The 12,340-nt window shown below is 64.0% G+C and carries 7 protein-coding genes and 1 other RNA gene; 5 read left to right on the plus strand and 3 right to left on the minus strand.

Annotated features, from left to right (window positions below):
• The first annotated feature begins 194 nt into the window (after positions 1–194).
• From EWV37_RS03585 to EWV37_RS03600, 4 genes are all read left to right on the plus strand, one after another.
• Positions 195–2,084, plus strand: coding sequence for a hypothetical protein (locus EWV37_RS03585; protein ID WP_129699879.1), 1,890 nt, complete (start codon positions 195–197; stop codon positions 2,082–2,084).
• Between the two features lie 35 nt (positions 2,085–2,119).
• Entirely contained in the window at positions 2,120–3,013 is an 894-nt protein-coding gene (locus EWV37_RS03590) for a hypothetical protein (protein ID WP_129699881.1), read from the plus strand.
• 8 nt (positions 3,014–3,021) lie between these two features.
• Positions 3,022–5,535 (plus strand): DUF6531 domain-containing protein, encoded by a 2,514-nt coding sequence (locus EWV37_RS15625; protein ID WP_238663042.1) that lies wholly within the window; start codon positions 3,022–3,024, stop codon positions 5,533–5,535.
• Between the two features lie 134 nt (positions 5,536–5,669).
• The gene (locus EWV37_RS03600) at positions 5,670–8,804 is read left to right on the plus strand and encodes an RHS repeat-associated core domain-containing protein (RefSeq protein WP_129699883.1); all 3,135 of its coding nucleotides are present in this window, start codon (positions 5,670–5,672) and stop codon (positions 8,802–8,804) included.
• Between the two features lie 96 nt (positions 8,805–8,900).
• Here EWV37_RS03600 and ssrA read toward each other — a convergent pair.
• The 3 genes from ssrA to prfB form a co-directional block, all read right to left on the minus strand.
• Positions 8,901–9,268: a transfer-messenger RNA gene (gene ssrA / locus EWV37_RS03605) on the minus strand.
• Positions 9,269–9,351: 83 nt separating this feature from the next.
• Positions 9,352–9,840: an SsrA-binding protein SmpB gene (smpB, locus tag EWV37_RS03610; RefSeq protein WP_129699885.1), complete on the minus strand. Its 489-nt coding sequence runs from the start codon at positions 9,838–9,840 to the stop codon at positions 9,352–9,354.
• Positions 9,841–9,949: 109 nt separating this feature from the next.
• Positions 9,950–11,068: a peptide chain release factor 2 gene (prfB, locus tag EWV37_RS03615; protein WP_095797387.1), complete on the minus strand. Its 1,119-nt coding sequence runs from the start codon at positions 11,066–11,068 to the stop codon at positions 9,950–9,952.
• 81 nt (positions 11,069–11,149) lie between these two features.
• Between prfB and EWV37_RS03620 the strand changes: the two genes are divergently transcribed.
• Positions 11,150–12,322, plus strand: a complete 1,173-nt coding sequence (locus EWV37_RS03620; protein ID WP_129699887.1) for a glucose-1-phosphate adenylyltransferase family protein — start codon at positions 11,150–11,152, stop codon at positions 12,320–12,322.
• Positions 12,323–12,340: the final 18 nt, after the last annotated feature.

Raw genomic sequence — 12,340 nt, forward strand, 5'->3', positions numbered from 1 at the left:
CACCCCAGGGAACTACGCGGACATTCTTACGTGAGGCACCCGCTCCCGTTCCCGGACCTTTTAGCTGAGTCTCGTCGGTTCGTTGACTTGCTGAATGAGTGAGCGGACAATTCGCGCTATAGGCAACCGGACATACATGTGGGGGCACTTGGCCAAGAGGCCGGGGATGCCCGGTTGGCGGAAAGCTGTTCGCCATGTCCACCTTCAATTTACGTCTGCCACTAGACATTCCGTGGAGCCGCCGCTGCGTCAGTGACGACATGATCGACCGGAGAACCGGGGACTCCGAGGCGCCCTACAGATGGCGCTCCTCCTTGGCCATCTTCGATTACGAGCCGCCCGAGGAATATCAGAACTATCCCGGTGTGATCATCAGTTATCTGAAAGTGGTCTGCAGTATCACCGGGTATCAGGAAAACCCCACGGAAATAGGTCTCAAGAGGCGGGGGCTGCTGAGTTCGTGGCGTGGTTCCCCGGGAATTACGGATTATCTGAACACGCTGGAGAAGTATTACGCGTGCTTCGGGGCCGTGCTGGAGGTTTCGGTCGTTCCACAGGTCAACAGGGCCCCCTTGCGGCAGTACCCGTATTTCATGGATTTTGAGCCCAAGAAGCGCGAGCTGTACCAAATGGCCTCGGAAACCAACGAGCGCCAGTCCCGCTCTATCGAGTCGCTCAACCTCACCAAGTCGGCCGGCACTACTCAGTCCCTGGAAACCTACGACATGGATATGGGCGGCGGAGGTTTCAGCGCTCAAGGCTCCTTTGCCGGCACCGGTGGCGGCTTCAGCTACACGGCACCGAACGGTCAGTGGGGCACCAAACGGTTGAACGCGGATGAAACCATGTCGTCGCGTTCCACGGATGCCGGGCAGGAAAAACGCGAGACGTTCTCCTTCACCACTCAGCTGTCCCAGCTGTATCACCAGCTGGACAGCTATCACCTGGGGACCAACCGGGCACTGTTCTTCATGCTCCCGCGCCCGAACACCTTGGAAACCGAACACACGTTTGTTAACGGGCTGCGCAATATTGAGGGTATTCAGGAGTTCTTCCTGGTGGTCGCCCGGCCCTCCGACACTGAGGAGTTCTGTATCGAGGCCTATTTGGAGACCGGACACATCGGTAAGGTGCCCCGAACCAGGGCTCGCGAGATTGCCGGGAGTGAAATTCACGCCTCCTGGTCGGATTCATACAACGCTAAGCCCAAGCGTGACGACGACGAAACCACCGTGTACGACCAGGCCGACAGGTTCTGGCGGGTCCAAGATTTCTACCCGGGCCAGGGCTACACGATCAAGGACGCGGTGTTGTCCACTCCCGGTTATCGGATGAGATACAACTACGACAAGCCGAACCTGGTCGACGAGCATCCGCACATCAGTGACCGCCAAGGTCACTTCGTGAAAGTCTCCGGCAAAGTGCACTCGGGATTTGCCAATCACGCCGTGGGTGCCGACCGATGGGAGGAAATCTCCTACCCTTTCACCGTGGACATCACCCTGGTGAAAACCGAGCAGGTCGAAAAAAGCACCGACACCCTGTTCATGACGGCCCGCTCACTGGTCTGTTGCGGAAATGATCGTCTGAAAGACGCCGTCCGTGAGGTCGACGGAGTGGTGTACGAACGGAACCTACCCAACATCACTGTGATCGAGCGGCCGGGGGTGAAGGGTGCGCAGTCACTTCACAACGCGGTCCAAGAAGGCATCCGTCGAAGCACCATCGACCCGGAACACCGGCTGTCCAGACCCGTTTCCCTGTCCCAAACGGATTTCGCGGCCAAGGCGTTCGTTCATTACGTGCCGGAGGCACAGCACGCCTCGATCGACTCTGTCACAGAGCTCCCCGCGGCGGTCCGTCGCCGGTTCAAGGACCTGCGATCCTCAGTGACCGTGGCCGACCTGCTCGACATGCCGTTGACGGGGCTGCGAGAAGTGTTAGACCTGGACGAACAACAAGCGCTCGAGCTGCGATCCGCCCTCACGGGCGCCAACCACACCCCACAGTCCGCCCGGGAGGTCTGGCTGTCACCGACTCAGGAGGGCCGACTCTTCGGTCCCGAGGGCGAGCAGAGTTCGTGAAACGGCGGGATTGATCCGAGGAGAAGGTGATCATCATGGATATCCGGTGCGGCCCAGATCGCTCGGTTCTCGATACCGAATCAGAGTCAAGAATCGCCGTTAAATTCCGCAAACGACCCTTCCACGGCGTGATCAGTTACGGCCTGCGCGACGAACTGAACAACCGGCCGGACAGCCTTCAATGGTGGCACCGGTACGCCCACGTGCTGGACCAGCCGACCGCATCCGATGACGACGGAGAGCTGCGCGTCCTGAGGTATCTGGCGGAACAGCACGGCGTGCTCAGTTTCTCGCAATCCGTGGCGTGCGCCGCCCGCAGTCTGCGCTCGCGGTGGGCCGCCGATTGGAGCGAGGATGACCTCGACAGCGCCGAGCTGTGGAACATCAAGGAAGGGCACGTGTCCAGCGTGTGGTTGGTCAGTGTCCTTCACGCGGGCGATGACGCCCATACGCACTTCATCCTCAACGTTGCTCGGGACATTGACGCGGGCCCCGTTCTGGAAGACACGAGCCAAGCCATGCGGACACTCCTGGACCGTCACCCCGAGCTCCCTATCGCCGCGGTCTTGGACATTGCCTCCGTCCCCCTCACGCAGGGAACTGGCACCCGAAACGTTGTGGTCACTCGGAACGAGTACGTCCCCCGTGCCCTGGAGGCACACCTCATCGGCTCGGTGGACGGTACAACGGCTCGTTCGCCGGAGCATCGGATCGTCCTGATCGAACGCTTCCGCACCTCCTCGGAACATCCCGCCCAGATCATCGGGGCGCACGGCCGCTACGCGAGCCTCGACGAACGCGAGCGCATGTACCAGGCCGTCGACGACGTCGCTGCGGCCGCCGCACCCGACCTCCCCTACCGCGTGGATCTCAATCACGGTGACCTGGTCTGGTCCCCGGGCGGTCCCGCAATCGTCGCACTCAGCTAGGCGGAGTCATGGGCTACGACGTGGAGTGGGACGACCAAGGCTACGAGGTCCACACCGGTGCGCTGGATGAAGGTGGCGAGGTCATCGTCGCGGACAGCCCCTGCGGGGTGCTCAGTGCGCTGGAAGGTAGCGCGGGTGTCACGGAGAATTCGCGCGGCCTGATCGACCGGGTCACCGCGGATTGTGGGACGTGGCGGCAGACCCATCCGTTGCCCGCTCCGAACCCGATCGTCCCTGAGATCACACCACCGAGCACCGAGCCCGTTGAAACCGCCCCGCCTACGGACGGGGACTCCCCCGAACTCCAAGGGGCTCCGGCGGTGACCTCGACCGCACAGGTCAAGGGCCACAAGGCTCATCCGTCCTTCAGCTCACGGACGCCCACCAACTCTCACTTCGATCAGTTCGAGCCCGTGTCTCCCGAGGTTCTGGCGACGTGGGTCGCGCCGGAGGGAGCGCCGTCGGCGGAGGTGGACGACCTGGCCGAGCGCATTCGACGTAACCAGCCGATGCCCCACGAACCGGACCCGTCCTTTTCGCAACCTGAGGCACTGCGGCCGACCGTGGACGCAGACCCCGTGGACTTGTTCACCGGTGCGCTGACGGTGAGCGCAACGGATCTCGTGATCCCGGCCGCCACGCTTCCGATTCTGCTGCAGCGCTCGTATCGCAGCGGTCGGCCGTACTACGGGCCGTTCGGCTTTGGTTGGGACCACACGTGGAACGTGTATCTCCGGCCGTTGCTCGACGGCGCCGTGGCACTGTGGACCGGCAATCTGCAGGAAATGACCTTCACGGACAACGGGAACGGCTGGGATCCGCCCGCGGAAGCGGCAATGAATCTGCGGCGCGGAACGGAGGCATCAGAGACGTACCACCTGGAACACCCGGGCGGGCTGGTCCAGGTTTTCACTCGACCCGCCGGGTGGACCGATCCTGAGCGCATTCCGCTCGTCTCCGTGACCGACCGACACGGCAATCACGTCCACCTCAGTTACGACCAGCTCAGCCGCCTGACCTCCGTCCTGGACCAGGAGGCTCGCGGATTGTTCTTCCGCTACGGCAATTGCGGGTTGCTGGAGGGCATCACCGATCACACCGGAACACGCGCCGTGGAATACGGACACGATCCGGGGATCGAGCATCTGGTGTGCGTCCGGCTTCCGCCCACCGCACAATTCCCCCGCGGACCGACCACCGGCTACGAGTATGAGCAGCGTTCCGATCATCCAGCCATGCGGCACAACATCGTGCGGATCAGGGATGCTGAGGAGCGGACCTACCTGGAAATCGACTACGCCGGTCCGGAAGCCGGGTGGGCGTTCAATACCGTCACTCGTCAACTGGTGGGTGGTGAGGAGTTCCAGTTCCGCTACGAGCAGCTGCAGTACGTCCCCGTGAACGAGACCTACCTGGCGGTTCCCGCCTCGCAGACCACGGTCATGCCGCCCGACGGTTCGCTGCACTCGCACACGTTCAACTACCGAGGCGACCTCCTGGAACATCGCTTCCGCCTGATCTCTGACGGTTCGTTTCGAGTGGTCCCCCGGTACTTCGAGTACGACCGCGCGGGCAATTGCACGGCCCTCACCGCGCCGGACGGGATCCGCCACCGCATGCTCTTCGACGTGGACAACCCCAACCCGTGCACGCGCCGAAATCTCCTGCGGTCGGAGGTCGGTACGGCCCTCCCCGGGTTGGCTCCCAGCCGGACGCTGCAGGTCAACCAGTACGAGCCGCGCTTCCAATTGGTAACGCGTTCCACCTCCGAGTCCTGGGCTGTGAAACGCTGGTTCTACGATCTGGATGGCCCAGACCCCGGAGCCAACGGACGGCTGGAACGAATCGAGCAACCGGGCATCACGCGACCTGACGGCACCGTGGATCTGAGCGTCACGCGGCTAGAGCATGACTCTCGCGGGCGGCTCATCTCCGTGACTCCAGCCGACGGTGGCCGCACCATCTTCGAGTACGCACCGGCGGGACCGGACGACGCCCGTCTGGTTCGCATGGTCCAAAACACCGATCACGCCGGTCTGGAAACCACTTTCGGGTACGACGCCCCCGGGCACCCGTTACGCATCACCGGTCCCGGTGGTCGCGTGGTCACCATCAATTGCAACGCGCTGGGGCAGGTCGAGAACCTCGTTTCCCCGTCCTCAGACGACACCGGGTCCAGCTACCGCACGTGGTTCGGTGATGCTGGGTTACCGGTGCGCACCCAACAACCGCGCGGGGATACCGCGGAACCGGCCATCGCGGACGAGTTCATCACGGCAGAGCTGGACCGCGATGTCCTGGGCCGTGTGGTGGCCGTGCGACAGGCCGCGAACTCCGATCAACCGCGGGTCTGGACACAACGGGTCGATCATCTCGGGCACTCCGTCCAGGAGACCGACCCGGTAGGCACCATCACGCGGCGGACCTTCGACGAACGCGGGCTTCTTCTGCGAGAAACCCAGGCGGCCGGGCCCCCGAACAGCGCACTAGCCATGCCGCCTACGACCGCGCGGGTCGACTAATACGCCTGATCGGGCCCACGGGCGCCCTCACAACCCTCGACTACAACCTCTGGGGTCGGCTCGCAACGCTCCGCCTACCCACCGGCGCACTGCGGCGGTATCGCTGGGGTGTCGAGGACCGGCTGCTCGAGGTCATGGAGGAGGGAGCGCCGTCGGCGGGTGCGCCCCCGCGCGTACTGACTGGCAGCACGTGGGATTACGACGAGCGCGGGCGCGTGACGGCCCACGTGAGTTGGGCCTTCGACGACGATCCGTCCTCCGCGCAACCGGTCACCACCCGCTACCGCTACGACGGCGGCGACCGGGTCACCGGCATGGAGCTACCCCACGGGCGGATCCTGACGTTCCAGCACGACGCGCTGGGTCGGTTGGCCTCCGCGGCCGACGGGGTGGGCACCGAGTACGACGCCGTGTACAACCCGCTCGGCGATCTGCAGAGCATGACGGTCACCAAGGATTCCCCGGGTGCCCAGCGGCAGATCACGTGGACGTACGAGTACAACGCGCGGGGGCTGCCGAGCGCCGTCGTCGGCCCGGACGGCCGCACGGAACTCGAGTACGACGCCGCCGGGCGCGTGACTCGCCGCCGCGAACCGGGCAATGTGGTCCTGGACTTCGCGTGGGACGCGTGGGGGCAGCTGCGGGACAGCGTGGTCGACCCGGGTGGTCTGGGGCTGCACACGCACTGGGACTACGGGCCTGACGGTCTGCTCGCGCAGCTCACCGATCCCGAGGGCGCTCGCACGTCGTGGACCTATGACGCGCTCGGCCGCGTGCGCGAGACTCTGTTGCCGGGCGGGGCCGCGTGGCACACCGCGTACGATCCGGCGGGGGCATGGATCGAGAATGTCTCACCGGCCGGTCATCGGGTTCGGCACCATCTGGATGCGGCGGGCTGCGCCGTTCGGCGCGAAACCGTTGCGGCGGCCGGTGCGCGCACGGTACCGGCTCAGGAATTCTCCTACGATCCGTTGGGACGGCTGATTCAAGCCTCACAGTCCGGGGACACGGTGCAGCGCCGCTACGACAGTCTGCACAGGCTCATCGAGGAAACCAGCGATCGCGGATCGATCCACCTGACCTATGACGACACCGTCGGCACGAGCGTTCTCCGGTACCCAGACGGCCGCAGCGAACGCACGACCTATGACCTGGCCGGGCGGTCGACGCACGTGCAACTACTGACGGCGGGGAGTTTGGGCGGAACACCCGGGGAAGTCCTCGCGTCGATGAGTCACATGAGGTTGCCCACGAGGTTGGCCCTCCCCAACGGTGTGGTCAGCGAATTCCACTACGACGATCTGGATCGCCTGGTCAGTGTCCGCCACCTCCGCAACGGCATGGTGTTCGAACGCTGGGACGGGCGCTACGACCCGCGCGGGCACCGTGCGCTGACTCGGATTCTCACCGAGCCGAAGAGCAGTTCGTTGCACACTTTCGACACCAAGGACCGGGTCGTGGAAGTGCGCAGCGGCTTCGATCCGGGCATCATGGCGGATGTTTGGACACCCCAGGATCATATGACTGCCCTGGCCGCAGCTACAACCGCCTCGGCCACCGCCACCGAGCGCGAGTCCTACGTGCTGAACAAGGCAGATGCGCGCGTCAGCGTGACCCGTTCGCGCGCCGGCGCCCCGCCTGTCACGGAGCTGCTGACGCTGGGCCCGGACCACCGCCTCCTCTCGGTGAACGGCCAACCGTTGACCTATCACGGGGACGGCCAACGCTCGCGCGATAACCGGTGGGTCTACGACGTCGACGCGCTCAGTCGCGTGGTCGAGATCCGGGACAACACCAGCGGTGCCGTCCGCGCCACCTTTGCGTACGATGCGCTGTCCCGCGTGATCGGCGGCGTCGATTCCGAGGGCTCGTTCACGCGCACGTGGTGGGACGGCCAGCCGCTCGAGGAGCGCCGAGGCGCGCCGGGCACCCTGCGTCAGTTCACGCCCCATCCGCTGCGAGGACTGCCGCTGTGCATCACCGACCAGCAGGGTCGACACTTCCTTCATGTCGATGGCGGACGATCCAGCATGTGCGTCACGAACACCTCCGGGGCGGTGGTCGAGCGGCACCGGTATGGGACGTTCGGTGAACCGCTCATCCTCTCCGGTGATGGCCACGCTCCCCTGGCCGCGCCGTCCGTGGCTGCGCGCTGGCGCGGCATGTCCCTCAACCACGCTCTGGATCTCTACGATTCACCATCCCGGTTGTACGACCCCGGCCAGGGTGTGTTTCTCACTCCCGACCCGCTGCTCTATACGGACAGCCCCTCAACCACGGTCTTCGCCGGCCACGATCCCGTGGATTTTGCCGACCCTTCCGGGCTCGCCAAGAGCCCCCTGGGTGACGACGCCGCCCCAGCACCTCCCGCTGCCCAGGCCGGTAGCGCCCCCGACTGGACCACCCAGACCGAGTGGACCTTTCCCCCACCAGCACGGGGACTGCTCCAACCCATCACGAGCGCGGATACGGGAAACCGTGCGGTGAATGCGGTGGCGAACAAGGTCCTGCTGCCGTGGGTGAACCTCCTGGCCTTCTGGACCAACGTGCCCCTGGCGACTCTCATGGGGGTGGATGAGGCCATCAAACACAGCCCGGTCGCCGCCGAGTACGACGCATTCCAGCACATGTCTCCCCTGTTCCCGGCCATGGGATTGGCATTGGAGGGTGTCCCGGCGGCGATGGGTGCCTTGAGTGTCTTGGGCCGCGGTGGGGCAAGGGGCGCGGTAGCTGCCGCGAAGGCACCGGTGTTCCTGGCAATGGGCGCGGGCGGCGGCGCTGTCCCTCCCCTGCGTTCTGCGGCGGCGCGAGCGGTCCACGCAACTGAGCAGGGGCTGGTGGATGTCGGCCGAGGTCAGTTGGGGTTCTCGAGCTACAGCACCGCACCCCTGGTCCGTAAATCACTGGGGATGGCGGGAGCCGAGATGGAGGCCATGCACATGTTCCCCCAGGCCATCGGCAAGGTCTTGCCAGCGTCTCACGGCTACAGTCCACACAAAGCCTTGACCACCCTGGCACCCCGCGCCCTGCATCAGGCATGGGACCGCACGTGGGTTCCGGTGTGGAACGCTGCCGTGCGCAACGGCACCCCCATGACAGCCAACGACGTCTATCGGATGCTGGTCAACGCCTTGGACCATCCCCTCCCCGATCCCGTGACCGGGCAGCAACTGTTGTTCTCCCCAGAGGTGAGGGGCGCAATCGTGTTCGCCATCGAGGCCGAGATGAAGGCGCTGGGCCTGACGGGGAGCACGGTGATTCTGCGCTGACTGAACATCAAAGTGACGACCAAAATAAACATTGGGAAAACCGCATGAAAAAAGCCCCGCGTATACAACGCGAGGCTTTCTCCCGATACGGGAAATTTGTGGAGATGGGGGGAATTGAACCCCCGTCCGATGCAGCATTGTCAAGGCTTCTCCGGGTGCAGTGTGCTAATAGGTTTCTCAGTTCCGGCCATCCCGCACACAGGTGGCCGCCGAACTCAGTTACGTAAGAGTCCCACGAACGCCCGTAACCTGCGTTCGCAGCAGTGACCTTCTAGCTGATGGCAGGATCCAGGTCGAAGGTAAACCTGGGCTGCCAGACTGCTGTCGCTACTTACGCAGCGAGAGCGAAGTCAGTGCGCTTAGATTCGGCACTTATTGTTTTACAGAGAGCGTTTACGAGATAACTCTGCATCCTCGACCCGCTTCCCTTGTCTCAACTCACATCGTCGAAACCGATCATCCCCGTATTCAATTACCAATCCCGCTCCCTCTCGGTCGCGGACACATCAGCTTACGCCGCACCCGTGTAACGCGTCAACACGCGGGTTTATGCCCCCATGTTGCGGTAGCGCATGGCGCGCTGGGCCTCACGGTTGTCCTGCTTTTCGCGCAGGGTCTGGCGCTTGTCGTACTCGCGCTTACCGCGGGCCACCGCGATCTCAACCTTCACGCGCTTGTTGTCCACGAAGTACAGGGACAGCGGAATGATGGTGTAGCCGGCCTCGCGAGTCTTGCTCGCGATCTTGTCCAGCTCGGAGCGGTGCAGCAGCAGTTTGCGGCGGCGCCGTGCCGAGTGGTTGGTCCACGAGCCCTGGAGGTACTCCGGGATGTGCGCGTGTTCCAACCACAGCTCACCGCTGCGGTCGAACTGGCAGAACGCGTCCACCAGGGACGCGCGTCCCATGCGCAGCGACTTCACCTCGGTCCCCATGAGCGCCAGGCCGGCCTCATAGGTGTCGTAGATGTTGAAATCGTGCCGGGCTTTCTTGTTGTTGGCCACGATCTGGCGGCCGTCATCGTTCTTCTTCTTGGCCATGGGCCGTTACTTCCTTCAGCGGGTCTCACCCAGTACGACGCCGCTCCCCCACCCTGGTGCCCTGGGGCACCTGCTGGGCGGGGCGGCGTCGTCGTTGAACGAGAGCTCCTTAGTCTTCGTCGTGCTGGCGCGCGTCGGCACGCCAGCGAATGCCTTCGTCGATGAACTTGTCGATGCCACCGTCGAACACGTTGGAGGGATTGCCCTCCTCATAGTTGGTGCGCAGGTCCTTGACCATCTGGTACGGGTTGAGCACGTAGGAGCGCATCTGATCGCCCCAGGATGCCTTGACGTCCCCGGCCATTTCCTTCTTCTTGGCGTCCGCTTCTTCCTGACGCTGCAGCAACAAACGGGACTGCAGCACGCGCAGGGCGGCGGCGCGGTTCTGGATCTGCGACTTCTCGTTCTGCATGGACACCACAATGCCCGTGGGGATGTGGGTCATGCGCACCGCGGAGTCCGTAGTGTTCACGGACTGACCGCCGGGGCCCGAGGAGCGGAACACGTCCACCTTGAGCTCGGACTCGGGGATCTCCACGGTGTCATCGGACTCGATCAGCGGAATCACTTCCACCGCGGCGAACGAGGTCTGGCGGCGGCCCTGGTTGTCGAACGGCGAGATGCGCACCAGGCGGTGCGTGCCGGCCTCGACCGAGAGCGTGCCGAACGCGTACGGGGCCTTGACCTCGAATGTGGCGGACTTCAGGCCCGCCTCTTCAGCGTAGGAGGTATCCAGCACCTTGGTCGGGTAGCCGTGACGCTCGGCCCAGCGCAGGTACATGCGCATGAGGATCTCGGCAAAGTCAGCGGCATCCACGCCACCGGCGCCGGAGCGAATGGTGACCACGGCCTCGCGCTCGTCGTACTCACCGGCCAGCAGGGTCTGGACCTCGAGCTGGCCCAGCGCCTTGCGGATGGATTCAAGCTCTTCCACCGTGCCGTCGCGGGTGTCCTGATCGTCTTCCTCTTCGGCCAACTGCACCATGACCTCCAGGTCATCGATGCGCTCGTTGAGCTTCTTGAGGCGGTCCATCTTGGACTGCTTGTGGGACAGCTGCGACGTGACCTTCTGCGCCCGGTCCTGATCGTCCCAGAGATCCGGGGCCGTGGCCTGCTTGGAGAGCTCGGCGATTTCCCGCTCGAGCGCGGCAACGTCTGTGACGGCCTCCACGGACGCATAGGTGGAGCGCAGATCGCGAATTTCAGCTGCAAAATCAATAGAGGCCATGGGACACCACTTTACGGCATACGTGCGGGTCCTTCAGTGCCGCTATTCTGGTGCCCTGCCACAACAATCAGGAGGGTGACTATGGAGCGTCCCACGGTTCTCGCACTTGTTCTTGCCGGAGGTAAAGGATCGCGGCTGGGGGCACTCACTGACAACGTGGTCAAACCCGCCCTGCCCGTGGGTGGCACCTACCGGTTGATCGACATCTCCCTGTCCAACCTGGCGCACTCTCATATTCCTGACGTGTGGATGGTCCAGCAGTACCTCCCCCACAGCCTGAACAAGTACCTGGCCAACGGCCGCCCCTGGGATTTGGACCGCTCCCACGGCGGGCTGCAGATCCTTCCGCCATTCGAGGGCCGCAACGGTGAGGGTTTCGCCTCCGGTAATTCGGATTCGATCTACCGTCAGGCCGAGCTGATTCGTGAGGCCGACCCGGATCTGGTGCTCGTACTTTCGGCCGACCACCTCTACACCGTGGATTTCCGCGATGTGATCGACACCCACCTGACCAAGCGCGCGGATCTGACCATGGTCACCACCCACGTGGACGAGGACACCTCCCGCTACAGCGTGGTGACCACCGATGAGTCCGGTGCGGTGACCTCATTCGCCTACAAGCCCGAGGATCCTGCCGGCCAGCTCGTTGCGGGAGAAATGTTCCTCTTCGATACGGACAAGTTGCTCTCCGCTTTGGACACCCTGCAGGACGAACTCGGTCAGCTTGCCGACTACGGCGAGGACCTGATCCCCTACTTCATGGAGCACCACAAGGTCTTCGAGCACCGCCACCTGGGCTACTGGATGGACCTGGGCACGGTGCAGTCCTACTGGACCGCGCAGATGCAGTTGATCGACGGCAACGGCGCCACCCTTGACGATCTGAATTGGCCCATCTGGACCGGCCAGGTTCCGCTCCTGCCGGGTTTGGTCAACGACGACGCCGCGATCACCAACTCCTTCATCGCTCCCGGCGCGCGCGTGGCCGGCACGGTCGAACACTCCGTGATCGGCCAAAACTGCGTGATCGAGGCCGGTGCCGTGGTGCGCAACAGCGTGCTGTTGGACAACGTGCACGTGGGATCCACGGTGGAGCTCATCAACGTGGTGGCCGACTCAGGCGCGGAAATCACCGGAGGAACTCAACGCGGGTCCTCCCAAGCGATCACGCTGATCGACCGCGACGGCAAGGTCAGCCAACGCGATGAATTCGACCACGAAGCGGTGCTGCCGCGGGGGTGGGAGAAGTACTGAGGTCTCATGTGAGGAAAA

The organism is Kocuria carniphila (assembly GCF_004136555.1).
Taxonomy (GTDB): Bacteria; Actinomycetota; Actinomycetes; order Actinomycetales; family Micrococcaceae; genus Kocuria; species Kocuria carniphila.

Excerpts from the sequence above, each read along its gene's own strand:
- EWV37_RS03585 (WP_129699879.1), top strand. The coding sequence starts at position 195 with ATGTCCACCTTCAATTTACGTCTGCCACTAGACATTCCGTGGAGCCGC.
- EWV37_RS03590 (WP_129699881.1), top strand. The coding sequence starts at position 2,120 with ATGGATATCCGGTGCGGCCCAGATCGCTCGGTTCTCGATACCGAATCA.
- EWV37_RS15625 (WP_238663042.1), top strand. The coding sequence starts at position 3,022 with ATGGGCTACGACGTGGAGTGGGACGACCAAGGCTACGAGGTCCACACC.
- EWV37_RS03600 (WP_129699883.1), top strand. The coding sequence starts at position 5,670 with ATGGAGGAGGGAGCGCCGTCGGCGGGTGCGCCCCCGCGCGTACTGACT.
- smpB (WP_129699885.1), bottom strand. The coding sequence starts at position 9,840 with ATGGCCAAGAAGAAGAACGATGACGGCCGCCAGATCGTGGCCAACAAC.
- prfB (WP_095797387.1), bottom strand. The coding sequence starts at position 11,068 with ATGGCCTCTATTGATTTTGCAGCTGAAATTCGCGATCTGCGCTCCACC.
- EWV37_RS03620 (WP_129699887.1), top strand. The coding sequence starts at position 11,150 with ATGGAGCGTCCCACGGTTCTCGCACTTGTTCTTGCCGGAGGTAAAGGA.